Genomic DNA, 25,120 nt, shown 5'->3' with positions numbered 1-25,120 from the left:
CCGTCGGCTTCGCATTCGCTTCGATCGCCGTAGCGACATTCACGAAGCATTCCTCAAATTCGCTTGCTCGCTCGTGTGCTGGAATATATTCAAACGAGCGCAGTCGGCTTTTTGAACTGGCCTCTAAAGACGGCGGTCTTGCTACGCCCCAACACGAGGCTCTTTCCCGTGCATTGCTGGCCCAAGGGTCCGCACCTGAGCCTGCACGATCTCAAGGGGGTGAAGGGCGCCGGCGCCAGCCGCTTCGCGCATGCAAAGATCTTCATCGCAGAAACGGGCACAGCCGACTGCATCTTGTTCGGCAGTGCCAATTGCACCACGGCGGCACTCGGCGTGGGCGGAGGCGATGGCGTAAATGAAGAAGCGTGCCTTTATCGGGAGGCCGCGCCAGGGCGGGTAGCCGAGTTACTCGGATTGGCGGATGCGTTGACCGACGAAACGGCCATCAAGCCCGAAACGGTCGATTCGTACCAGCCCGCCGACAATATCCCGATGGCGGCGTTTCAGCGCCGCTTGCCCGGGCGCTTTGAGCTCGCCGGCGACCGACTCCACTGGTGGCCGCCGGCCGGGCTCGACGTGACGCGCGCGGGGATCACACTGTTCGACAGCGCTGGCGCGCGCCTGAATGTTAGCCTTGAACGTGCCGGGAGTGGCGCCGATCGCATTTCCTATCGATGTCGCGTGGCGACAGTGCCTCATTTCGCGCAAGTGAGCGCGGAAGGCTTCGAATCGTCCCTCGCCATAGTGGTCGTGGAGCAGGCCATCAAAGAGGCGCAGCGACGCTGCAGAAGCCGCGCCGTAGACAATGTGCTCGCGCTGCTGGAAGACGAGGATGCCGTCGAAGGGCTGTGGCTGTTGGAGGTGATCCAGAAACTTCAGGCGGCGGAGCGAGAGAATGAGGCCGCGTCCGGCGGCTCGGCTTCCGGTCGAGGCGCGCTCGATGAAGGGCGGAATGAGCAAGGCGAACAGGAAGAAGTCGCCTTGCGCACGCTAACTTACGAGCAGTTCATCGCTGGTCGGAGGAAAACCACTGACGATCGAAATGACGCCGCGATCAGCCATCTGGCGTCATCGCATCAGGAATCAGTACGCGGCTTTCTGAACGCGCTCATCGGTCGCGCGCGGGCGCCCGTTGAAATCAGCGAGGAAGAGGATGTGGCAGGCCAGAACTGGTCGCTCGGCGATGAGACCGCGGATGGAGAGGGTGCGCTCGATGACGACGACCGGTTTGGATCGGACGATCCGGCACCGCCCCTCGAAGCCGGCGCCGCTGCGCAGCGCTTGCGACGTCAAAGGAAGTACGTCAAGGATTCCCAAAAGAGTCTAATCGAAGCTGTCGAAGACTTCATCAAGCTGCTTCGAAGTGAGGCGTCGAAGCGCGATCTGGACGTCGTGGACTTACTGCGTTTGCGCGCGTTGCTGCTCGTGGTATTGGGCGCCGGCAGCTACAAATCCAACCTCATGCCTGGAGATGCGAACGCGAAGGTGTCGCGGCAGCAAGTTCTGCCCGGCGCGGGCGAAGCGAGCTGGCAGCGGCGCGTGACCCGGCTTCTTTATGAGTTGTTCCGTACGACGAACGGCGGGCAGCCGCTAATATCGAGAGTCGTCGTGGATGCCGGGCTCGGAAGCGAGCTGCCTGAGGATGTTCTCGAATGCTGGGCGACCTGCTTTTGGGCTCTATGCGCCTTGCGAGTTTTCATAAGTGAGGAGGGCTCCCCAGTGGAGATCGGGCACAGAGAGGATCGGCTGGCCATGGCCGTCTATCGCTTTACCTGCCTGTCGCGGGAAGAAGCGCTCGGCGAAGCGGTAAAGGAAATCTTTGCAGGCATGTCCCGCCATTACGGAGCGCGCCTCGGGGTGACCGAAGCGGCGGTGCTTGAAGAACATACCCGCCAATGTGCTCGCGCGCGGGAACTGGCTCAGGTTGCGTGAAAAAAGCGCAATCGACGCGGCGTGCACTGCGCACTGGATAACCTGCCGAACGAGGTGCTCGCCGCAGAGTATCAGTCAGTGTTACCAAATGAGGCCACGATCGTGCGGGAGCTGGGGCGCCGCGCCGGCAGTATTTGAGCCCATGCTCTTGCGTGATCATTGCGTTCCCGTAGAAGGAGGGCAGTCTGGCTTGCCTCCGTTTGAGGAATCGCAACGGGATGCTCAGCGCACTTTTAGTAGCTGTGCCGCCGGTCCGCACGCAGGATCGCGCGCTGCGAACAGCGATGAGCGACGGCGCTTGATCTTGTCGGTCGATCTGTAATTTCAAAACGTAGTGAGACTACGTTCTTGCATGCGCACCTTCGCAAGCGATTGCAAGGCTCCTGAGAACAGGGCAGACGACTTCGTAGGGTTCAATCGTGCACGCACTGCATTTCCGTGAAGCTACATCCATGGTCCAAGGGTGAATGCGCGAAGTGCAGATTTTCCGCGATTCAGGCATTACAATCGCGGATCAGGAAAACGCGTAGGCAGCGCAGTTCCATCCAAAACATATTTGAACGGGGTATATGATGAACGTGTACAGCACATTTTTCTTGGGAGCAGTTGGGGGAGCAGTGCCGGACATTCTGCGCCTCATCAAGGTGCGACACGACGGGGTACCGAAGTATCTACGAACGAAGTTTTTTTGGGCGATGGCGTTACTCCTGTCGCTGTGCGGCGGTTTGGTCGCCCTCTTTAGCCATCCTGTCGGTATAAAGGAAGCACTTGCGTTCGGCTTTTCAGCGCCGCAAATAATCTCCGGCCTGTTGGGTAGTTCCGACGCTGATCGCGGCAGCGCACGAGACTTGTGGAGCAAAATGCGTGCTTGGTGGGCGCTGTGAAAAATGTTCGTATTACCTGGAAGGCAAAATGGTGGTGGTTTAAACCCGAACGACTCGAGTTTCATCCGGCAGAAGGTAAGCTTGAAGAGCTAAAGCTGGTCGAGAGCCTGCCCGCCCGCGAAAAACTAGGATTACGCTCGAAGTCAGCTGCGGATTTGATCGGCAATGCCATCGATGCGTACAACCGACTCGAGCTAAATCTTGTTTTGGCTCTAGTCGAAGACGAACAGCTTTGCGTCCTCTTCGAAATGGGAGACGGGCCAGTCCACGTGCCTTGGGAAGCAGCGCTGCTCAGGGTTCGGGACGAGAAAATCCGTAACCGCTACGTTCCTGTTCGCGTGGGTCGCGGACCTCTTGGTGCCCCCATCGGCCCTCGTGCACATCCTTTGCGCGTGCTTATCCTGCTCGGCGATGCCGGTGAGTTTCCTAACAAAATTTACCCCGACCGAGAGGCAGCGGATGTTGAGCGCGCATGGGAGGCACTAGACCCCGAAGCGCAGGCCCGAATAGCACGTCCGAAAAGCGTCAAATTAGCCGATGTTGATCTGTCAGCCCTATTACGGAGCGAGCCGGCGGACATTCTTTGGTATTGTGGACACGGTCGCGCTGACGGGGATCCCGCGCTTCTAGCGGCTCCCGGCGTATGGCTACCGGTGGGGGACTTTGCCGCGTTGATACCGAAAGAATCCCCTCCGCTATGTTGCGTGCTTTGGGCCTGCGACTTGGGACAGGCTCCGACGGAGGGAGTCGCTCCAGCCCCAGAAATCCACGATGCACTTGTCGGTAGAGGTGTCAAAGCAACGCTTGCCATGCAATCGAGGATCAGCGACCGGATTGCGCGCAACATGGCGAATGCATACTTTGAAGGTCTTGCGGTTGGCATGTCGTTTGAGCGCGCAGCCGCCTATTCAAGACGGTGCGGCTCGGTGATTTCAGAGGGGAGCTTGGACTGGGCTGCCCCCGCATTTTGGTCGACGCTAAAACCGGCTCATAACCTGTCATGGGCGGCATCAGCCAATGGTCCGATCCTCGATCGATTTCTCGCTTGGACCAGTGTTCGGTCTGTACAGGGCTTGCCGGACATCCCGAGTAACGCGACTATCGCTTGGAAGCAAGCGCTTACGTGGCGTTCGAACCGACGCACCGTTATCGAGGCGGATGTCGAAGCTCAATCCACCCCAATGGCGCTTGCGCAATTAGCGCGTGCCGCGGTCGCGCTTTCAGACACGCCGATATTCCTGAGACTATCTAACAATGAATGGAGAGCATCAATCAGCGATTGGGCCGCGTCGGTGCTAAGTTGGGCTGAGTCCAATTCGCCGCCTTCCCCACTATCTGACGCCATATTCATCGCGCAAAAACAGCCGGAGGAGGGCCTCCGTCGCTTGATCATGCTTGAAAAAGCCATGATTGTCCTCGTCGCTCCGGCAACCGGGGTGTCAACTGAATTCGCTAGGTATTTGGCCGATATCAGCCTGGACACGCCAGACTCAAGCTCCATTGTCGTCGTCAGCCCAGCCCGTCTAGAGGACGAAGCAGTGGCCAAATGGCCGCGGGACATCCTGTGGTCCGCAAATGTGGACCTGGCGATGATCGAGGATGCTATCCAGCACGACCTTCCAACGCTGACCGCATTAGCAGTGCTTGATCTACCATTCTCAGAAAGGGAACTTGAGACTCTCGGCTTTACCCGTAACCGGTATCCGAAAGATTCCCCGCTGCTGTTCGAGGGCACCGCAGGCCCCGTATTGAACGCTTCAACACGCCGAATCGTTCTTGAGAGAGCTGACGTTAATCAGCGACGCGCGGCTCACGCAAAGTGCTTGGAGTTTCTCGGGCGTCAGGCCACCGTGGGCGCAGAACGGCTCGATCTTGAACGCCTGCGCCACCTAGTCGCGCTCGGCGAGTCTGAGAACGCGCTTGCACTGGCTGGATCACTAATAGAAAGGTTCGGCTATAGCGATCGTTACGCGTCGATCATCGAGTGCTTCGACCGTCTGTCTCCGCTTCGCACTCGGAGGATGGATCTCCAGTCGCACGAGTTGCTTCACGTCGCTCGCGCCTACGTTCGACTTCACAAGATGGCGCACGCCCGGCGAATACTTTGGGGATCCACTCCGAAGGCGCCGTTGGAATTGGCGTTGCACCACGCATTGCTTTCCGAGGTCGAAAAAAGCAGCGGCATTAAGAACTGGCGCGAAGAAGCACTGAGGCACATTGACACGGCAATTGAATTGTGTGCTCGTGAAACCAAGAGCGACGACGCTTCAGTTGCGTGCGCGGCGGAGGTGGACCTCGCTCATTGGAATATGAACCGTGCACGCCTGCTTCAGTATCTCTTTTACGACAGCGCTGGGGCCATCGCGACGTACGAAGAAATTCTGGCCCGACCGTCTTATCAACGCAACACGTTGCTGCTGGCTTCCGCTAGACGCAATTTAGCGGAGGGAATGTTGTCTCAGGCGGGACTGGACGCTTCGGTGTTTCAGCGTGTTGAGCGCGAAATTCAGGAGGCGGAAGACTCGCTACAATATATTCGGAGCCGCGATCCTTTACTAGCGGAATTAGCCTATCAGCGCGTCAAACTGGCCGAAACGCGCGGAGATACGAGCCAGCGTTGTGCTGAACTGCTGCAAGTGTGCGTGAAACGTGCACATGATACTGGTAACGGAATGACTGCGGCCATCGCCGCGGCACGTCTCTTCTGGCTTGGCGATGACAGAAACGTCGCAGAGTGGCGGCGCATCGAGAGACGCTTGGCCCCCTACCACTGGCATGGCTGGGCGTTGCGTACTCTGGTTAACGGACGCATCCGTATGGCACGCACCCTAGCACAGGCGGGCGATGCCGCTGCCGCCCTGACGCTATTGCGGCAGAGCAAGATAGAACTCGACGCTCGCCCCGGCTACGATCGCGGAACGGATCGACGCAGGATTGCGGAGACTTTGGGTGGCATCGCCGTGGTCTCCGATGACGCGAACGAACGCGAGTCCGCGCGAGCCGCGGCTGCCGGAAAGGACTGGATTCCTCAATGGCTTGAATCACAAGGATTTTCGGCAATCGACGACGCCTGGAAAATGGGGAGCTAAAATGGGTACCGGAAGTTTTGGGGGAGGCGGCAGCGGTGCACTAGGGCGCGCCGGAAGCGGCGCAGGGGGCGTAGCGGGTTTCGCAGGAAGACAAGGGTCAGCTGGCAATTTTTTCGATGCACGTAAGGCGGATGGCCGCGCGCCGACTCCTTCAGACTCAAGTGCTCTATTGCGAGAGACTTTCGCTCAGCGCAATGTCGCACGCTTCGTTCAGCAGGTTGTGTCCAGCGACCAGGTTAGAGGTTGCTATGAAGAGTTCTTCAATCTCGCGGTCCTTCTCACGCAGCAACACGATTGGACCGCGCTTCAACACAAATATGGCGTCACGGCTGACTCGGGCTGTTTGGCAAATCTTGCCGAAGTCATAGCCAGTGCGCACGTGGTCGGCGGACGAGAAATCCACAGGGAGATAGCTAGGTCGGCGGTGCTAGATGTACTACTTGCCGCGGTCGGCGGAGATGACGATGTATTCCTGGAGGGCAATGCCACTGCGGTGTTCGATAGCGTGAGCAAGCACCGCCACGTATTCGAGTCGGTGTCGTCGCATTTCCTGGCGTCGGTCATCAATCGTCTAGCGTTAAGAGAGCTCCCAGCGCTAAACACGCTAGAGGCCGAGGCGATCCGACTATCCTCGGTTCAGCGAGCGGATAGGATTATCGATTCCTTCGAGCGCACGTGGCAATACGCTCCGAGTGGGGAAAAGCAGTTGAGCCACAAGCAACTGTTGCAAACGATTTGTCAACAAGGCGAATGGTTCGAAAATAAACTTAGGGAAAAAACAAAAACATGAATCTGCAGTGGAGAATTCGCGGGCAGACGAGCGGTGCATACAGTAGATTTCGTTCCCTTCCCAGTTCTGTCAAGCTAGAGGCTGTTCTAGCGGGCCCGGCCGGCCCTCTCGGATTTGCGGCGCCAGCGCGTGACCTGATTCGATTGGGACTTGCTGTTCATGCTATCGAGCGTTCGTTGCCCGCCGCGCTCAGCACGAACCGTCCAATTGAATTCGACGTAAAAATTGCACTGGAGCAACCAGAACATTGGAGTGTCGCCGCCACGGAGGCACTGCAAATATTGCTCGGCTTTCAGGGAGATGCGGTTTGGCACTGGACGATATCAGGCGGAGCGGAAGCGCACACGGCGGTTAGAGATGGGGGGCTCCGCAAGGACGACGCTTCCATTGACTGCGTTACCTTGTTTTCTGGCGGCCTCGACAGCACCTGTGGAATCGCTCGCGCACATGAACTTGCGTCCCGAACGCGACTTGTCTCTCATTATTCGCGCCAGAAAACTAGGCAACTTGAGATATCACGCATCCTGGGTTACCAACCCCCAACGCAGATTCGAATCTCTGGAGTAAGGGGGCGTGGCCGAGGTTTTTTATATCGGTCATTTTATTTTCTTTGCCTATCCGCTGCCGTGGCGTCGACTTATGAAACGCGGAGGATCATTCAATATGAAAATGGAATCCTAGCCTTGGCCGTGCCGCCCTCACCAGCCTACTTCATGACGAGACACGCGCATCCTGTAGTCCAGCGAGCAGCGGAAAGGCTGTTTGGCGCAGTATTAGGAGGTGACTGGAGCATCGAGAATCCATTTCTCGAGCGAACAAAGGGTGAGTGCACGCGCGACATAGTGGCCATCCTTGGCGACGAGAAGGCCACAAAAATCATTGCGCAAACCGAAACTTGCTGGTACCAATATTCAAATCAGCTAAGCGCGAACCGTAGCAAAAGGAACGGTATCCCCTGCGGAGTTTGTGTCCCGTGTATCGTACGCCGAACCGCCGTTCAGCGTCTGGAGGGTCACTACGATCTGAACGATCAAGCAGTGCGACAAGATCCGGTTCTCGCACGAGATTTTGATGCCTATAGGAAATTCATTGATCGCACGAAGCTTCGAGGCGGTGCTACCCGTATGTTCCTCGAATTTCCTGGTTACGTTAGGGACCTAACGCAAGGTGAGAATGCCGAAATTACTCGAGATAGACTGATCGATCTATTCCATCGCTTCGCCATCGAGTTCGACCATGCCTTCCCATCCATTAACTCCTGAGTTTGCACAACTTGCCTTGAGCGTGCGTCAACCGTGGGCGGAACTAATACTTTCCGGCCGCAAGTCCATGGAGATCCGTACATGGAGCACCGAGTATCGCGGCCCGGTTTGGTTGCATACCGGACAAAAACGGGATCCGGCACTCGAACAGCAATTTGGCATTGAGGTCCCGTTTGTGGGCGGATTTATTGGTCAGATCTATATCGCAAGCGTTATACGACTTGATCTCGATCGATGGACGCGTTGGCGTGAAAGGCACTTGGTTGATGGACCGATGCCAACTGACGCATACGGCTGGGTGTTGCGCGACCCACTGCGCTTTGCACGTCCTATTCGAGCACCAGGGGAATTACGGCTGTTCTATCCATCGTCGGCTGTAGACCGCGAATTGCGTGAGGCCCTTTGGGAAGGGCTGCACACGAAGGAGGGACCTAACATGCGATAGGGCCCCGCAGCGCAAAAATTGCGGCGCCATCAGCCGAACCGTGTGACCGAGGGCCTGAAGCTTGCGAGCCCAGTGGTGGGCGTTGCCGCAAGCTTCCATCACGATCAGGCAGCTCGGGAGATTTACGAAGAATGTCGCGACTCGCAGCTGCTTACGCAGTACCGTCTTCCCGCGCTCGTTCGCCCTGTGTACCTGAGAAGAATGCTTGGCCAGGTCGATGCCAATTGTCGTAATCTGCATGGTGGCCTCCTTCCGGTTCGAGTGATCGATGACACTTCCACTCTGACACGTTGATGCGGTCATTGGGTGGGGACGTCCATTCCATTGCTTACGCCTGACATTCACGCCTGCTGAAGTGCGAACGTCAGAAAAGCACCTTGTAGACGCCTCACCGACGCCGATTCGTGAATGACGGCTTCGGCCGATGAGTGGTCCGACGCGATTACGACACAAAAGTCCGTTTTGTGAGGGTAGCGGCCGAATGATTGGCCGGCTAAGCCTGGAGGACACCCGGAGACATTTGCCGCCATGCAGCGATACACCGACTGGAAGTACGCGCGTGGGGTTCTCGAACATTGAAAATGGTCGTCGTGCGCCCGCTTGTCGGAGATAAATCGAAATAAAAAATCAAGTGAGTCGTAAGGAAATTGTCAAAACAGGAGTTGCTGTGTGGTCCAGCGAACATATTCCTGTTCAAAAATATGCGGATTGTTGCGCGTGTTTCCTATATCTGTAATCGAAGCGTGGTGCGCGCGTAGCAGTGACGATCGACGAGATCGAAATATGCGCCTAAGAAAGCGTAATCCGATCGTCGTTGCTTCACTTGGCAAGGGCTATTAGGAGACGAGCCATGTATATACATCGCAGAGAACTTATACGACTTGGCGCCCTTGCCATGCTGCTTCCAGCGACCGTCCTAAACGTTACCGCCAGTGCCAGCGACGTCAAGGCGCGCACGAAAGATGAATGGCTTGACGAGCTATTCGCCCCGACGAAGGACGTCGCTCACCCACTGAGGATGGGGCGCTTCAGTGACCACTTCTACTATCTCACGAGCGAGATTGAGTGGTATCCCGGAAAAAACAATGACAAGGACTTGCCACGGGTAACCGCGCCGCCTGGCTTTGTGACGGACCTTGCGAGCGTACCGCGCATTTTCTGGAGCGCGTTGCCACCAGACGGCAACTATGCCTACGCCGCCGTCTTACACGACTACTTGTACTGGATGCAGACGGAGAAGCGCCCCGTGGCAGACCGAGTCTTAAAGAACGCCATGGAGGACTTTAACGTCCCGACTCTCACGGTAGAGGCGATATATCGCGGTGTCCAGGTGGGCGGCGCGTCAGCCTGGAATGAGAATGCAGCGCTCCGGAGGTCGGGCGAGAAGCGAATCCTACGTCGTTGGCCGGACGATCCCCTTATGTCTTGGAAGAACTGGAAGCTGCATCCTGACGTATTCGCGTAATGGGATCCCTGTTCAACGTGAAGGGGTTGACCGATGAAATCATGCTCAGCCATTCACCCGATTACACGCGCTTTCCTCGCGGCCACTTTGGCGCTTGGCGTAGCGGTCCAGAGTTGGGCCGTGTCGCCATGCGCAGCCACGAATAGCCCAGCCGCTAGCGCGCCATTGGTTTCGGTGCGTGTCGATCCCGATCCACATCCGGCGGTCGGCAAACCAATCGCGGTGCACTGGGAAGTGCAGGGCGCGGGTGCGTCGAGTTGTAGTGCAGCCTATTTTCTTGTGTTTGCGACTCCTGCACCTGTACGGCTCGCGGGAGAAGGTTTCTTCGCTGTTCCAGACGGTGCGCCCGCGCCGTTTGGTATTGATGCGTGGTCGACGTCGACCAGAATTTTCGTCCCGCTCCAGTTAGGTAAGCTCACGACGAGCGGCACAATCTCCATCACACCATACGCCTCCGGCCCCTTGCCGCTTCGTTGGAAGGTCGTGTCGCCTCGCGACGGCAGTGCTTTAGATGCTCCGGGATCAGCAAGCGAGAAGCAGTTGACCGTTGAATCTGGTAGTCCAACGCTGACGATCGCGGACCCGGTTTTTTTCTCAGGGCGGCCTAAGCGGGTGCTTGCCTCTCCAGACGGAACAGTCCGTCTCGAAGACTACGGCGATCACTTCAGGATCGTCGACGCGAAGAGTCTGCGAGAGACCTTCCAAGGACCAGGCGCCCAGCCGGCGTTTTCACCCACGGGTCGTTTTGTATATTTCTTCAACGCCAGTACAGCGCGAGGTGACGCGGACTGGACAGCGTTGCAGGTTCTGGACCGAGCGATCGACAGGGTCATCATCGGCCGAGCACGCGGCGAAGGGGTGGGGCAGGACACCATCGTATCGGTGCGCTGGGGTGTAGGTGATGCAATTCTTTCAGTTGGCATGGCGAAAGACGCAATCCTGGAAACGTACGCGACACTTATCGATCGCCGTCCACATGCTGCGAGTCTTGGCCCGAATTGCTGTAATGTGATCTCAGAGAAAGCAACCGTCCACATCGACTTGGATAATCTGCTGCTGACGTACAGTAGCAAGGAAAACGGATTCGACACTGCTAGGGTTGAATCTCTCGCATTTTCCAGTGACGGAGCAATGAAGGCGATGTCTCCGAAGGACTTCTCGGAGATCACGCAATTGCGCAAGCAGGACGACGTCGATCCGAACTCCTCACACACGGCGCCGGACGGACGTAGCAGCGACGAAATTCAAGAATCCTTGGACGAAAAGTTCGCAGGGTTCTTAGATGCACATCGTGTCAACGGACGGAAAGCTGGTCTGATTTCGCTCAGAGCAGCGGAAGCATGGGATGAGGGAGGGCGCAAGCTAAATGTGCTAACCGTCGACTCCTTTCAAGCGGGCACGCAACAAGCAAGATTTGTTCGGAGCGCAGATCAGATGGCAAGCCGAAACGTGGACATTGGACATAATCACGCACCAGGACAGGGTCCGTTGGCTGGTGATCACTTTGCCCAACGTTTAATTGCGTCAGGCTTAAATCTCCAGGAGCCTGCCGTGATGACGCCCCATGCGCCACCGCATGCGGGTGAAGACGCTCTTAGTCAAGCAGCGTCCAATAAGTTAACTGCGGCCGTGGTGGCGTCGGTGCCGCAAGCCAGGTCCTTCTTCTCGGACGGCAACCGCGCCTGCAATCCCTTGACCGAAATGAAAGAAGACCGGAACCAAATCGCACCGGCGTCGATCATCGACCTGCGAGAGTTCAAGGATGGTGACCTCCGGGTCTGGCTCATCGTCGAAGGATGCTACACGTCACCTAGCGTTAGCGATTACTTTGCACGTCTCGCGGTAATCTATAGCAAAGGAGTGGGCGCTGCACCGCAGCTCGTCTGGCTGAACACGACGCCCGTGGGCGGGACCACGGTGAACGACGCTATGGGACTTGCCGCAATACCGCTACCTGCCCCGTCCATCGTCGCCGAGCTGTATGCTCAGCGACATTTTCTGATGTCAATAAGCGACCGGCCGGAGTTGCTTGACTATGACCTCGAGACTGGCAAAGCGATAGTGTTCCGAGCAGAAGGTAGTCGCACTGGTGCAGCACAGGGGGTGTATCGCACAGAGGACGGGCGAGTCGTGCGACTTGACCTCGACGGCAGTGTGCACATTTTCTTGCCGAGCCGGCAACGTGAGTACCTAAGTGGGCGCTATGTCGATGACGAGTTTGTCGTCTTCGACGACGCTGGTTTTTACGATGGTACCGACGAGGGTGCTCGCTATGTTTACCTCAGCTTCCCAGGCCTGCCGGAACCTGTATCGCTGCGCCAATTCCGAGCCTCGCTGCGCAAGCCGTTTATCCGGGACGTCCTTGTAAAGGGAATTGACGTTCCGAACAAGGCGCGTCCGGATCTGAAGCCGCCGCCGGTTGCGGCATTATCATTGACAGCCGGACGTTCTGGGAGCGTTTCCGTTGACGTCTCGGCCGCATCACCCGCGGGATTGTCAGCAATCTCTCTATTCATGGATGGGAAGCTAATTCGCACCATTCCAGCAAGCGGCACTAACATAACGCAGCATGAAGATATCCCGCTTGCCGGTCCGGCTATTTGGGTCACGGCACAGGCTGTCGACAAAATGGGCACTGAGAGCTTACCCGTTTCGGTGGCGATTCCTCCAAAAATGCGGGGTGCCCTAGTCAAGTCACATGTGCACGTCATCGCGGTTGGCACTGACATCTACGACGATAAGAAAAACATTGAGCAGCTTAGCGGTTCCGCCGCTGACGCGACGGCGTTTGTCTCAATGGTGGCTCGTTCGAAACTCTATATCGACGACGATGCCTCTAAACCCATAATCAATAGTGAGCGTCTCCGAGAGGACCTGCTGCAACAGATCGATACAGTCGCGAGGACTGCCAGTAAAGATGACACCACAATGGTTTTTATCTCAGGACATGGCATAAGCTACGACGATCGACTTTACCTTGCATCGCGTACCACCAGTGTGGCTGATGTGGTCCGTACTGCTATCGCCTGGAATGACGTCGTCGCCGCGCTTTCTCAGGTTCCAGGGCGCCTTATTGTCTTTCTTGATACGTGCCATTCTGGTGCGGCTAATGCAGCTAATGACGTAGCCGCGACGGCCTTGTTAGGTCAAGGCTCGATACTCATTCTTTCGGCTTCGAAAGGGCGTGAGACGAGTCGTGAGGCTCAGCACCGAGGAGTCTTTGCTGGCACGATGAGTAGGCTCATCGATCAGAATTTCAAACGAGTCGATACAAACGGAAACGGCGTTATCGAACTGGATGAACTCTATAGGGCGCTCAAGATTCAGGTTTTATCCGAAACCAACGGCACACAGACACCGTGGATCGCGAGAAACGGACTGGTTGGGCCGGTGCCTATCTTCTAGCAACGCCCTTGCACCTTGGCGTAATGCGGGCGTCAAGGGAAAATGCGCCTGAAGGAGCGCTGTTTGGCATGTAGTTGCAGCGATCGAAGCTTTTATGCCTGATATAGAGGAAACTGAATTACATTGAGCTGCGCGGTCGTGACTAAATTCGCGAGCGCTGCGTTTCACCGGAGTCTGCGTCATCCACGCACGCGTTAATGGATGGCCGCATTGATTTCCCCTCGAGGTGATGAGATGGCAATGGTCGATCCAAACACAGCAAAGGATAAATTCTGGAACAACGTTAAGATTCTGATCGGGTACCTGCTGGCTGCGGCAGTCGCTTGGACCCTACTCTTCCACGTATCACAACATGTCGGCGGCGATAGTGATTATTGGTTCAACGTCCTTCTCTTGCTGTTTGGAGGTCTTTTGGGATGGGTAACTGGAATTCTGGCGACGCCGCTTGATTCAAAAGAAAAAGCTAAGTTTTCGACCTACGCGGCTGTTATTTCGACGTTTTTGACTGGTTTCGTTGCTGCAAAAGTCGACCAGGCTTTTAAAGCCGACGCGCCGCACGTCGACAAGCAGCAGTTGGCGCAGTTCATGTTGTTCGGCGCAGCTTTCTTGCTGGGTCTGCTTTGCACGTTTATCGGCCGTCTTTACGTCGGGACCCCACTGAACGCACCGTCAACCCAAGTGTCTGACGGGAAAAGCGGGGAGGGAACTAGCCCGCAAGGTTCACAACTCCCTGCTAAAACATCCTGAGTTCAAACGGAGTGTGGCGTCGAACGACCGGACATGGCCGACTGTTCGCGTGTACCGACTTCGCCGTAAGCTGCTGTAGACAAAAGGTTCGCCGCGTACCAACCGCAGCTCTGTTGTGCCATAGGTCACCTTGAGTTGATTCTGGGAGCGCTCCATCCAATGTCAACCGCTTAGAAGTACGCGGCGGAGCCCGCACCGGCGTGCGAATATCGGAGGCACCGGCAGCGTTATCGCGCGAACTGTTCGTCATTCCCTTTTGTTGGAATTCGAACAGACGAATGCCAGCAGTGCCGTCACTGTTGAGCGACGGATACGGCCTACGCGTGCCTCTTGAATAAACGGTGGTAGTCAAATGAATCGCATCCTGTTTGCTGCATTGTTCTGGGCAAGTCTCGCGTACGGGCAGTCGACTCAGTTGAATTTTGACTCAAACGCGGCCCCAGAGCGTCCTTCAAGATCAGGGAAAACTGCTGTCGAAGCGCCTGCGACCGCACCCGTCCTGTCGAGCGATCAATGCCGGCGCCTGATCGAGGGATATAGCTCCCTTCCGCACGACGTACAGAAAGAGCAGTTCGAGCTTTATGAAGACTGCCTAATGCAGGCCAGTGTGTCGTCGTTGCGTGATACGCCGCGCGCCGCGGATCGAGCTCCTGAGGTGCCCCGGCGGCAATCGACCGTTGAAGCGCCCGCTGGACACCAATAGCAAATGCGACAGCCGCGGGCAAGGAAGACGGATGTCGATCCGGAGTTGACGTTCTTTGGGCTTCATATACAAAGGAAGACCGATATCCTCGCACTCACTGCCTTCGTCATTTCGCTGCTGACGGGAGGGCTGCAGATTGTTGAGTGGTATAAGGGGCCGCAGATCTCGCTGTACAGCCCCGAAAGAGTGGTGATCTACACCTATATGCAAACCAATGGCCTAACCGTAATACGGGTTGCGGCGCAAATGAGCTACACCAATACGGCGTCGGCCCAATACGCAGGTTCTATCAAGTCCGAGCAGGTGACCCTCACAATCGGCCCGCTCAAATCCGTGCAGAAATGGCTCAGCTTTGCGCAGCTTCGCCGGGAGGGGGAGATCTTTGATCCGAAAATTTTGGCAGATGCAGCTCCTTTTCCAATTCCGGGTGGCGGCTCGATTAGCCACTCGACCTTGTTCTCCGCCTTTCCTGTCAACTGCAAGTCCGGAAAAGACGAATGTGATCGATACAGGAACTACATCTCCGGGGATGACTTTTTGAAAGCCCTAGGGGCGAAGACCATCGAACTGAAGTTCCAGTCGGACGTCTACGCGGCAGACGGGGTACTTTCAGCCGGGTGCAAGCTGACGATCGACAAGTTCTTCAGGACTACGTGGCTCGCCAACAGATCATTCACCGCAAGCTGTGAGTCGCCGTCGCCCGAAGAGATGCCTTTCGACTTTTGGCAACAGCTTGCACAGCAAGACTGGTCCTACCCTTAGGCAACCATGACTTTCAGCGGTCACGCGGGCTCCTAACCTACAATCGCGACCTGTCGCATCTTGGTGCGCAACAAGAGGGTGAGGTGTTAGTCGGGAAGGTCAGGCGGACAAGGGATCAGAGGACCAAAGGTCCGCTGCAAAGCGAGCCGCAGTTCGCCCTTGTCGCCCTTGTTCAAAGGATTCACATCACTGACGCGACGCCGTATTTCGGCATGGTACTTTCCCTCGGATGGTACATGTTCTACGTCAAAGCCATGTCCACGTGCGGTTCTGATCGTTCGCACCTGCTCCGTGACAGCCGGTATATACCCAGCGTAAGCGAACTCAGGGCGCCCGACTTGCTTCGCGATTTGACGCTGCTTGCCCAAGCGATGAACTTCATCTGGCGGTGGAGCGTACTTGTCCCAATTGACGGACTCCCCAGTGCCTCCCGGGAATTCGAAAGTATTCTCCCAAATTAAGCCTTTTGCCGGCTCGTGCATACGCGGGAAATCGATCAACCTAGTAATCGTCGCCGTACCGGGAATTGGCTCGACTTCTAACTTTGCCGCGGCATTATCGTTCTCGTCCGCCACGGATGCCCCTTCAGCTTGGAATTGACCCAATGAGTGCGTCCGGCAGGCGCTCGCCATCGAAATGGACATCATCAAAATAGCGTGCCTCGGGAGTCGTCGCATTGACGACGAGATGGAGCGTCCAGTTGTCGACGACAAGGACAGTCGAGTTGCCCGGATCATCCCAAACAGCAATTAAACCGCCTTCCCCATCTGGTGCTACTTTCGGTACCTCGTGGGAGGGGAGCAATATCTCAAATAGCGCTCGCGCCGCCGCGGCGCTTTCATTAGAAATCTTGCTTGATCGATCGCATGTGCACGAATAGCCGTCGCTATTCATTTGCCCAATCAGCGAAATCAATCGGTCACGCTCCCGGGAACGTTCAATCGACACATCCGAAACTGCTCCGACCCGCAAAGACTCATCTCCTAATAGTCCGGAAGCGACGACTACACCATCTTTAGCACCAACGTCCCTCGCGCGTTGCACGGCGTTTGCTTTGACGATACTCATATATCGTTGCTTCGGAGCCGCTTCAAGGTCTTGTGCAGAGTCACTATTGGCAAAAGCCGTGATGCTATCTGGCGAGGTTTCAATTGCAAACCAGCGGTCAATCATGACGTTCTCCCCCAATATTCCGCAGTCTGCATTGCGGGCGCCGTAACGTCAGCAAATCCATGCGTGATCCATTCATGCGCGACGTCGAACCACTCCCGCTTACCTGTGGGGGACAAATCCGAAGAAATACCCCGAGCGGTTAGATCAAGCCGGACAAAGCGCTCTTGGGTTGGGATCTGCGACGCGGATTGCGCAGTAATGTGTAGGCGCCCGAAGCCACGTGGAAGTACATAGGATGTCATCCAATTGAAGCCTTCTGGCTCAGGTAAAAAACGCGTCGCATCTGCAGATCTCACGTGGTCCACGAGGAGCGTGTCAGAGGTCGCTGCCGCACCAAGGCCGTTAGAAGCGGAAATATGATTAACGTAGGCAAGTTCGAACTGCCTAACACTCAACTCTCCCACGCCAATTTCGCGACAGAAAGTGGAGAACTCGGCCAGTTGCGTTTCGAATTGGTCGATTACCACTGCATAGCTCGGATAGGGGTCTGAAAGGGACTCGCGCTTCCAGTTGAAGATGAACCGATCCTGTTGCAGTTGGATGAGATTCCGCCCGTCAGCACTGAACAGCCACGCTCGTCGAAGTGGGGGAAGATTGCTGAACTCGAAGACCGGCATCGCGCCACCGCCTGGTTGCTCGACGACGCTTTGCAGAGGGGGCGCATCTTCGGCTTTCGGAAATTTGTCCCGCACGTGTTCCCAATACGCTCCGATATGAGCGGTTACGAGGGGGCGCTCACTCGAAAAATGGATCCCACATGCGACCTCATAAATCGGCGGTCGCGTGAATTTGACAGGATTCCGCTCGGCGTCCTTGCGTTGAGTGCTCACGGGTTGTCTTGATTGCGAGTTTGTGGTATCGATCGCGCGTCTCTGGCAAAAAATAGCACAAGATCGCTACAAGCGCCAGGGAGAAATGCGGCCCAAGTCTCGGAGACGTCAGTGGGATGCGGCGCATGCGCTCGACGCGGCGGCGAACCTAACCACTGCGAATACGGCGCTATCGCACCCCTGGCGGGCTTGGCCGGATACGTCGGCAATTCTCACTGCAGAGCGCGGAGGACGGCCAAATAGGAGTGGCGCGCGGAACTACCGAGCAGCGAGAGCGGGTTGTAGGCCACGGCGAAGCGAGCCGCAAACTTACGGTGATCCATTTCATGCAATGCGCATGATATTTTATGCGGGCGATTACACGATATCGCTCGGATTGCCTAGTTCGCCGTTGGGTATTGACCGGGGTGCGTATGGCAGATAGACAGTCACCTCTTCTTTGCTGCAGCAAAGTGCGTTGTGCGGCAGGTTCATTGAGTTCAAAAAAGCCAGCGGGCCAGCGGAAGGCGGGGCTTGGAACCCATGTCAGGTGATTTTTTGCACGCCGTAGTTTTTATTTAAAATAGATGCATTGTGATAAGAAGACTTATCTTCATAGGCTACATCGCGTATCGACTTATGGAGAGAACTTCGGAGCGGTGGGCCGATCTGGCGGCCGGTGGCGCGTCTTCCGTTAGCGATAGGGCTTCGCCATTCATGCACGTCTGCAGCCGCTTGCGTCGGCTTTTGGAGCGGTGGGGCGCGAAGCGAGAGGCGCTTCGCGACCCAGGTCGTGTAAAAACGCGAGGCGGACGCAATGACGAATTCACGCGATCAGCCGAAGGCGTCAACGGCCCAATTTGGCCCGTGTAACAGTTATGGGCTCTTTGAGCTCTTTGTGAGAGGAAGGGGTACCCAGGCGCCGTAATGCGCGCCGGCGTGACCGCCCTGGTGCGAGCCCATCCTCAGGCTCGCATCTTTTGCATCATCGCCTCCGTGCCGAGGATCGCCATGACGCGCCTGAGGTTGTATGCGAGGACATGAAGGCTCATCTCGGTGCTGACATGCGCGCGTGTTTTCATAAGGAAGTGCGCCGCGCCCATCCAGAATTTCAGCGTGCCAAACGGGTGTTCGACGGTCTGACGGCGCACCCGCATCATTTCCGGCTTCTGGTCGAGCCGTTGCTGCATCGCTTCGACGACGGCCTCATGTTCCCAGCGCTTTATCCGGCGAGCCTGCTTGCCTGATGTGCATTGTTTTCTGATGGTGCAGGTAGAACAGGCCGAGCTCGAATAGCAATGCAGCGTCATGCCATGCTCGATGTTCGTGAAACGCCAGTTGAGCCGCTGCTGGGCCGGGCAAAGATACTCGTTATCCTTGGCGATGTAGATAAAATCCTGCTTGCCGAAATAGCCGTCAGCGTTCTTGCCCGAAGTCAACGGTTTAGGAACGAAGGTCGTAATACCCGCTTCATGACATTGCAGGACTTCTTCGCTCTTGAAGTAGCCCCTGTCGGCGACAACAGTCAGATCCTTGATGCCGGTAGCCGCCCGTGCCTGGCCGGCCATGTTCGTCAGCTGGCCGCGATCGTTGCCAACGTTGGTGACCTCGTGTGCGACGATCAGATGATGCGTGTCATCAACTGCGGTCTGAACGTTATAGCCAACCATTCCCGTTCCCCGACCGCTGGTAGCCATTGAGCGCGCGTCTGGATCGGTGAGGGAGACCTGTCCATCTGGTGACTCGCGCAATCGCTGCTCCATCGCCCTGAGGTCCTGCATCTGCTGCCTGAGCTTGCTGATCTTGTCGCTGATCCGACTCGTCTTCGCCTCGGCAACATCGGATTGAGTCCGGTCTGCTGTTTCCATCGCGCAAAGATATCGCGCGATGCTCTCATCGATCTGCTGCAGGCGCGCCTTGACCTTCGCGCTCGTAAAGTTGCGATCCCGATTATTGACGGCCTTGAACTTGCTGCCGTCGATCGCCACTATCGACTTTGAGAAGAGGTCCAGATTACGGCATAGCACGATGAACTGGCTGCAGACATTGCGGATTGCCTTGCCGTTGTTGCGCCGGAAGTCGGCGATAGTCTTGAAGTCCGGCGAAAGGCGGCCCGTGAGCCACATAAGCTCAATATTGCGTTGAGTTTCACGCTCCAGACGCCGACTGGACTGAATGCGATTCAGATAGCCGTAGATATAAATCTTTAGCAATACAGATGGATGATACGAGGGCCGCCCCGTTGCTGCGGGCGCGGTTCCGTCGAAGCCGAGATCATGGAGATCAAGCTCATCGACGAAGACGTCGACTACGCGTACCGGATTATCCTCGGAGACATAGTCTTCGAGATACTCGGGCAGCAGGACAGCCTGCTTACGGTCTTCGCCTTCAACGAATCGCTTCATGTGGCCGCCCGATCTGAACGCGTTACTTCAGTTTAGGCGATCAGCATGCGTTTTCACACAAGCTGGACCCGTTTCAGCCAGTCACCATCTTGCGGCCTGTGCGGCGCGTCTCGGAGTACAGCAGACATTCGCGGGACGAAGCACTGCGTAAAACGCAAGGTTCGCGCACTGCTCGTGAACGCCTAATCTGACAGGCCATGCTGCAGGCGGTTCGCTTCGGCAAGTCCATCGGCGAGCGCATTGAAGCGTATCAGCACAGCAATCGGGGCAAGCGACTCTTCGTGCATCACGCGCGCATCCATCAGCCGCTTCGTGCAAGTCTCCAAAAGGAACCCTGTAGAAGGAAGCCAGCTGCGCGCAGTCACTTAAAACCATGCGGGAACAAAGTGACTTCTCAACTAAAAAAATCGGTGCAAATCCTGCGTTCGCCGCCGCACGGACCCCACTCGCGCGATGGACTACGGTTCTGTCGGGGGACGACGGGGGAGAATCTGTATGAACGCAATCCAGAGAGCGTGGCGCGGTGAAGAGCGCCTGTGGAAGGTCTGGTGGTTGTGGGGATACGGCCCCGCGTTCGCCTTGTATGTCTGGGTAAGGACGGTCGTCTTCGGGTTGTACCGGGCGGCGCCAGGTGGAGTGCATGGCGACGCAGTGTTCGCTTACCTGCTCGGAGGCGTATCCGTAACAGTTTTTATTGGCGTTACGACTTGGCGCTGTGCGTTTAACGTTGAATGGCGCCAATGGGGCTACTTCGCGCGTGTTGCAACCGTAATCGGCATCTGCTACGTGGCGGCGGTTATCCCACACAATCTCGCATTGTTGCAGGATGACCCCGCGGCATGGGCAATCGAGACGGGCACCTCGCCCTCTTCTCTGGATGCGGGACAGCCCTCCGAACCCGCAATCGTGCAGATGCCCCAAAACATACCCGCTCCGGCGTCGGAAGTTGTTGCGCCAGCACCTACAGTCCCCACGCAGCCCGACGTCACGCCAAACCTAGTCTTTCCTGAAAAGAAGGTAGCACCGCGCGCACCAGCTCCGGTTGTGCCGGCTCAACCGATACAACGAGCCCTGCCACCGCTGCTAAGCCCTCCCACGCCGGCACCACAATCAGCACAGGAGAGCGGCGAAGTGGGTGAGATCGCCTACCGGCACGTTGGAAACGAACCCAGTCTTAAGCTGACCGACCAGGTTGGGGCTTGCCGCGGCGGGCATTATTTCTGGGAAGATGCTGCAGACGGGCTGAGTTCAAGGGACGGCTGCTGGGCTGCCTGCGGATCCGTCATTGTCATCGAGTATCGGGGCGGCTACACCGTTCAGTACCCGGTGGAGTCCTTTGTCGCGGTCTCCGATGTGTTCAGTACGTTTACGCAATAGCCGTTGGGCGGCGTCGCCCAAACAAAACAGAAAACCCGGCCTGCAACTGGCCGGGGAGTCCGGGTTGACGCGGGCTATGGCCTGTCGTCCAGAAAGCGCGTAATCGCCGCGACGTTGGCGAACCGGGGACCGACGAGAACAAAATGCACACTCATTACGACAATCTGAAGGTAGCGCGCAATGCGCCGCTGGCCGTAATCAAGGCCGCATATCGCGCACTCAGCCAGCAGTATCACCCTGACAAAAACAATTCTCCGGATGCGAAGCGCATCATGCAGATCCTTAATGATGCGTGGGCCGTTTTGGGTGATGAAGAGGCGCGCACCAAGTACGACCGCAAACTGGCTGCAGAGGAGGCGATGGCCGCCGAAGAGCGCGAGGAAGCATTGCGCAAACGGCAAGCGGAGGAGTCGGCGCGCCAGCGTCAGGAAACAGAAACGCTGAATCCGCAGGCGGAGAAGGCGGCACGTCGGAGTCAGAGCGCAGCGAAGCAGGCGGCGGATGTGGCGTATGACCTTAGCTACGTCCGGTTCACAAGGGCCGCGGAACGCTTCGAGAGCGCCTACCGAAAATATACCTGGAACACCGACCTGATAACTGGATTTAAGACGGCTTTGGCCATCATGGGAGCCTACCTTGCTGAGTACGCGCATCCGATTGACGCAAAACTTGCAAAACGGATAGTCAAGTCTGAGCTTCCTTGTGTGATTGAACTTGAGGCTGCCGTGAAGGAGCTGAAGAGGCATGGACCATTGTCTGATGTGCTGGCGCGGGTATGCGGCAGACAAACCGATGGTCGGTCAGGCTATTCTGGCCGCGTGGTCAAACTTTCCCGGCGGGGCGACCGGCATCTCTACGGGCTGACCCCTGTCGTGCAACTTGCCTTCAGAATTGCTGGCTTGGGCGAGATCTACTAATCCTGCGTCGACGCGATAACCGAAGGGTTGGACGCTTCGCCGTTCGAACGACCGTTTGGTGGGCGGAGCGGGCGTATGAACGTCCGAACGACTGTCGGGCGAGTGACGCTTCTTGGCCGAACTCGGCCGCCTCTGCTGCGTTTCCCTGTAATCCGTTGAGAACCATTTTTGTCCTGCGAGAGAGCTCACTGTAGACCTGACTGTCACCAATACGCCGCCTTAGCGCGGCTGAGCACGGACGATTGTCCCGCTGGTGCAACAATTCATCGCGCCCGGATGGATTTATCCAGTCCTGATTACCCCGGAGAATGGGCTCACTCGCACCACACTGTGCGCCCCAACTGAAGCCTGAGACCACGATGACCACGATCCTGCAAATCAATTCCGCCGCTCGCTCGCAAGGCGCCCAGTCGACGCTCCTCGTCAACGAACTGACGGAGAAGCTGCAACAGGCGAATCCGCGTGCGCAAGTCGTCACGCGCAACCTGCAGGCCGAGCCGCTACCGCACCTCGACGACGCCATTCTTGGCGCGTTCTTCACGCCGGCCGAGCAGCGCACGCCGGAGCAGCAGGCCATCGCCGCGCGCAGTGAAGCGCTCATCGCAGAATTGCAGGCCGCGGACGTTATCGTGATCGGCGCGCCGATGTACAACTTCGGCATCTCGTCGCAACTGAAGACGTACTTCGACTTCATCGCGCGAGCCGGCATCACGTTCCAGTACACCGCAAACGGCCCCGAAGGCCTCGTGACGGGCAAGAAGGTGTACGTTGTCACGGCGCGCGGCGGCAAGTATCACGGCACCCCGCACGACAGTCAGACGCCGTACCTGAAGTCGTTCCTCGGCTTCCTCGGCATGACCGATGTGAGCTTCATCCACGCTGAAGGCCTGGCGATGGGCCCGGACGCAGCGAGCGAGGCGCTCGCTTCCGCCCGCCAGGCGATTGCCGCCGTGTAAGGACTGCCCGCTCGCCGCCGCCTCGGTGGTTCCTGACGGCGGTGGGTCGAGGCAGTGAAAAACGCCACTGGCTTTGCGCCAGTGGCGTTTTTTCTTATTCATCGGTGGTCTTCGGCCTAGGCGTTAGCTGACAGCACTATAGTCGCTGCGTCGCACGCCCAAACGCGACACTCACCTGTCGTGCGCGCTGCCTGTCGTTCCCGTGCAGATAGATCAAATGTGCTGCAGTACATTTAACCTACCTGCACGGCGATGAGGTCAAACGGGCGAGGCAGTTCGATCAGGCGTTTGGCATGCCCGAGCGTTAGCGACCGAGGCTACGTGGCCGTCAATCCGCCCCATGAAAGCGCCAACTTTACTTCGCAAAACGCACCAACATTACTTCGGCGGACGGCTCGCGGTAGATGCCGGTGGTACTGTGAATAATTAGAGCTGTTTCAAGAAGGCGAGCACGCTATCCGCGGGCTTGAACCGGAATGACGCGGCATGCGTCGGTGCTAGTTTTCCAAGCGCGTGTTCTTTGGCTACAAGATCGATGTCAGTGTAGAGGTGGGTCGTTTGGGAGCTTTCGTGCCCTAGCCAAAGGGAGACGAACTCGATCGTGTGACCATCCTCCAACAGGTGAGTGGCAGTCGAATGCCGAATAACATGTGGTGAAACCCGCTTGCCAATCAAGCTTGGGCAGTGCGTGTGGGCTCGGTCGACGGCCTGTTGCAGGATGTAGTCGACTCCGTTGCGCGAGAGTGTCCGGCCACGACTACTGGGAAATGCCACGGTGGTGCGCAGGCTCTCCAATTCCCGAAACCAGGTTTTCAGCATTTTCGCGCTCTCCGTAGGTATCGGGACGCTGCGTTCCTTTCGACCTTTCCCCATCAGATTAATCAGCGTGGTGCTGCCGAACTGAATCTGTTCGATTTGGAGCGCGGTGATTTCGGATACGCGCGCGCCAGTGTTGTACAACGTGAGCAGCAGTGCATAGTCGCGTCGCCCACGCCATTGCGAAAGGTCGGGTGCAGCGAGAATGGCGTCGATTTCATCGCGGCTCAGTGAGTGGATCAGCAATCGGTCGGTCCGTTTGCACGGTATCGCGAGCACCCGAGTCGCGAGGCCGACCGACAGTGGATCGCATAGCGCTACCCATCGGAAGAAACTGTGAATCGCTGCAAGCCTGGTATTGCGTGAGCGCGCACAATTGTGGCGTTCGGTTTCGAGGTGATCGAGAAACGACAGAATGATCGACACATCCAGCGCGTCGATACGTAATGACGAAGGTTCCGTGTGCGTTCTGTCCCGCACAAACAGTAGTAGCAAATGGAGTGTATCGCGATAACTCGATATCGTTCGTGGACTCACCCGCTTATGCGCCAGCAGATGTTCGAGGAAAAAACCCTCCAGCAACGGGCCGATCAACTGGGTAGGCTTCATTGCCTTTCTCCACGGATTGCAGACCGTTCAAACGTCGATAAGGCGGTCGCCAACAACGCTGGCGTGGCCGTCAGGTACCAATATGTTTCCTCTGGGCTAACGTGTCCGAGATACACGGACAAGTTCGGAAGCCATTCCCGGATTGGCGCGCCGTCCTGGCACCATCGCGTCAACCGCTCAACGGCAAACGTGTGTCTCAGGCTGTGCAGCGTTGGTGGTCGGGCGCCTGAAGATGGCGCCATGCCGAGCTGGCGTGTAGTGCGGGCAAACCAGGTTGCGAAGAAGCCGTAGTTGATCGCCGTTCCGATTTCGGACATGAAGAACAGGTCAGACAGTCCGGCATAGCCGAGCTTTCCTCGCAGCAGTGCGTAGGTTCGTAATTTCTCCGCAGTGGTCGGATGGAGTACTACTATTCTCGACTTGCGAAACTTGGTCTCGAGGATCGTTAGTAAGCGATCCACTATCGACGTCTACCCAACAGCACTCTGAGCGAGGAGCATAGGTGTCCACCTATTTGTGAGGTGGACACCTATGGCTGACAAAGACTCAGAGCTGAGAGTAGTTCGGCAAAGCA

19 protein-coding genes and 2 pseudogenes are annotated in these 25,120 nt (G+C 57.0%); 14 read left to right on the top strand and 7 right to left on the bottom strand.

Annotated features, from left to right (window positions below; translation table 11 throughout):
* From AB4Y40_RS41715 to AB4Y40_RS41685, 7 genes and pseudogenes are all read left to right on the top strand, one after another.
* Positions 1-115 (top strand): annotated as a pseudogene (locus AB4Y40_RS41715) (IS5/IS1182 family transposase); the annotation flags it as partial.
* Positions 64-1,932, top strand: a complete 1,869-nt coding sequence (locus AB4Y40_RS41710; protein WP_368692840.1) for a hypothetical protein — start codon at positions 64-66, stop codon at positions 1,930-1,932. The pseudogene AB4Y40_RS41715 and the gene AB4Y40_RS41710, both read left to right, overlap by 52 nt.
* A 569-nt stretch (positions 1,933-2,501) precedes the next feature.
* On the top strand, positions 2,502-2,816 hold the full coding sequence (locus AB4Y40_RS41705) for a hypothetical protein (protein ID WP_368692839.1): 315 nt from the start codon (positions 2,502-2,504) through the stop codon (positions 2,814-2,816).
* A complete protein-coding gene (locus AB4Y40_RS41700; RefSeq protein WP_368692838.1) occupies positions 2,813-5,905 on the top strand; it encodes a CHAT domain-containing protein in 3,093 nt (1,030 codons plus the stop codon). Before AB4Y40_RS41705 ends, AB4Y40_RS41700 begins: the two co-directional genes overlap by 4 nt.
* Positions 5,853-6,695, top strand: coding sequence for a hypothetical protein (locus tag AB4Y40_RS41695; protein WP_368692837.1), 843 nt, complete (start codon positions 5,853-5,855; stop codon positions 6,693-6,695). Before AB4Y40_RS41700 ends, AB4Y40_RS41695 begins: the two co-directional genes overlap by 53 nt.
* A 176-nt stretch (positions 6,696-6,871) precedes the next feature.
* Positions 6,872-7,957 (top strand): hypothetical protein, encoded by a 1,086-nt coding sequence (locus AB4Y40_RS41690; RefSeq protein WP_368692836.1) that lies wholly within the window; start codon positions 6,872-6,874, stop codon positions 7,955-7,957.
* Positions 7,932-8,402, top strand: coding sequence for an ASCH domain-containing protein (locus AB4Y40_RS41685; RefSeq protein WP_368692835.1), 471 nt, complete (start codon positions 7,932-7,934; stop codon positions 8,400-8,402). The genes AB4Y40_RS41690 and AB4Y40_RS41685 overlap by 26 nt, the downstream gene beginning before the upstream one ends.
* 9 nt (positions 8,403-8,411) lie before the next feature.
* On the opposite strand, the pseudogene AB4Y40_RS41680 reads toward AB4Y40_RS41685, so the two are convergent.
* A pseudogene (locus tag AB4Y40_RS41680) lies at positions 8,412-8,642 on the bottom strand (IS110 family transposase); the annotation flags it as partial.
* Positions 8,643-9,252: 610 nt separating this feature from the next.
* Here AB4Y40_RS41680 and AB4Y40_RS41675 point away from each other — a divergent pair.
* From AB4Y40_RS41675 to AB4Y40_RS41660, 4 genes are all read left to right on the top strand, one after another.
* Complete coding sequence (locus tag AB4Y40_RS41675) at positions 9,253-9,867, top strand: DUF1353 domain-containing protein (RefSeq protein ID WP_368692834.1); 615 nt, start codon at positions 9,253-9,255, stop codon at positions 9,865-9,867.
* A gap of 174 nt (positions 9,868-10,041) precedes the next feature.
* The gene (locus AB4Y40_RS41670) at positions 10,042-13,272 is read left to right on the top strand and encodes a caspase domain-containing protein (RefSeq protein ID WP_368692833.1); all 3,231 of its coding nucleotides are present in this window, start codon (positions 10,042-10,044) and stop codon (positions 13,270-13,272) included.
* Positions 13,273-13,473: 201 nt separating this feature from the next.
* Positions 13,474-14,019, top strand: coding sequence for a hypothetical protein (locus AB4Y40_RS41665; protein WP_368692832.1), 546 nt, complete (start codon positions 13,474-13,476; stop codon positions 14,017-14,019).
* A 706-nt stretch (positions 14,020-14,725) separates the two neighbouring features.
* Positions 14,726-15,484: a hypothetical protein gene (locus AB4Y40_RS41660; RefSeq protein ID WP_368692831.1), complete on the top strand. Its 759-nt coding sequence runs from the start codon at positions 14,726-14,728 to the stop codon at positions 15,482-15,484.
* An 86-nt stretch (positions 15,485-15,570) separates the two neighbouring features.
* On the opposite strand, the gene AB4Y40_RS41655 is transcribed toward AB4Y40_RS41660, so the two are convergent.
* From AB4Y40_RS41655 to AB4Y40_RS41640, 4 genes are all read right to left on the bottom strand, one after another.
* Positions 15,571-16,059, bottom strand: coding sequence for a hypothetical protein (locus AB4Y40_RS41655; RefSeq protein ID WP_368692830.1), 489 nt, complete (start codon positions 16,057-16,059; stop codon positions 15,571-15,573).
* Between the two features lie 10 nt (positions 16,060-16,069).
* Positions 16,070-16,657: a hypothetical protein gene (locus AB4Y40_RS41650; protein ID WP_368692829.1), complete on the bottom strand. Its 588-nt coding sequence runs from the start codon at positions 16,655-16,657 to the stop codon at positions 16,070-16,072.
* Entirely contained in the window at positions 16,654-17,487 is an 834-nt protein-coding gene (locus AB4Y40_RS41645; protein WP_368692828.1) for a TIGR04255 family protein, read from the bottom strand. Before AB4Y40_RS41645 ends, AB4Y40_RS41650 begins: the two co-directional genes overlap by 4 nt.
* A gap of 944 nt (positions 17,488-18,431) precedes the next feature.
* Positions 18,432-19,871, bottom strand: coding sequence for an IS1182 family transposase (locus AB4Y40_RS41640; protein ID WP_368692827.1), 1,440 nt, complete (start codon positions 19,869-19,871; stop codon positions 18,432-18,434).
* Positions 19,872-20,366: 495 nt separating this feature from the next.
* Between AB4Y40_RS41640 and AB4Y40_RS41635 the strand changes: the two genes are divergently transcribed.
* The 3 genes from AB4Y40_RS41635 (at position 20,367) to AB4Y40_RS41625 (ending at position 23,121) form a co-directional block, all read left to right on the top strand.
* Positions 20,367-21,248 carry a hypothetical protein gene (locus tag AB4Y40_RS41635; protein WP_368692826.1) on the top strand — a complete coding sequence of 294 codons (882 nt, stop codon included), beginning with the start codon at positions 20,367-20,369 and terminating at the stop codon, positions 21,246-21,248.
* Between the two features lie 143 nt (positions 21,249-21,391).
* On the top strand, positions 21,392-22,165 hold the full coding sequence (locus AB4Y40_RS41630) for a J domain-containing protein (protein WP_368692825.1): 774 nt from the start codon (positions 21,392-21,394) through the stop codon (positions 22,163-22,165).
* 359 nt (positions 22,166-22,524) lie between these two features.
* Positions 22,525-23,121 carry an FMN-dependent NADH-azoreductase gene (locus tag AB4Y40_RS41625; protein ID WP_368692824.1) on the top strand — a complete coding sequence of 199 codons (597 nt, stop codon included), beginning with the start codon at positions 22,525-22,527 and terminating at the stop codon, positions 23,119-23,121.
* Between the two features lie 426 nt (positions 23,122-23,547).
* Here the strand turns inward: AB4Y40_RS41625 and AB4Y40_RS41620 are convergent, their stop codons facing one another.
* Both AB4Y40_RS41620 and AB4Y40_RS41615 read right to left on the bottom strand, forming a co-directional pair.
* Entirely contained in the window at positions 23,548-24,546 is a 999-nt protein-coding gene (locus tag AB4Y40_RS41620; protein WP_368692823.1) for a tyrosine-type recombinase/integrase, read from the bottom strand.
* Positions 24,543-25,007 (bottom strand): tyrosine-type recombinase/integrase, encoded by a 465-nt coding sequence (locus AB4Y40_RS41615; protein ID WP_368692822.1) that lies wholly within the window; start codon positions 25,005-25,007, stop codon positions 24,543-24,545. Before AB4Y40_RS41615 ends, AB4Y40_RS41620 begins: the two co-directional genes overlap by 4 nt.
* Positions 25,008-25,120: the final 113 nt, after the last annotated feature.

The sequence above is a fragment of the Paraburkholderia sp. EG287B genome (genome assembly GCF_040965595.1).
Taxonomy (GTDB): domain Bacteria; phylum Pseudomonadota; class Gammaproteobacteria; order Burkholderiales; family Burkholderiaceae; genus Paraburkholderia.
Note: the sequence above shows the minus strand (reverse complement) of the source record. Positions and strands in the feature narration are given on the sequence as shown.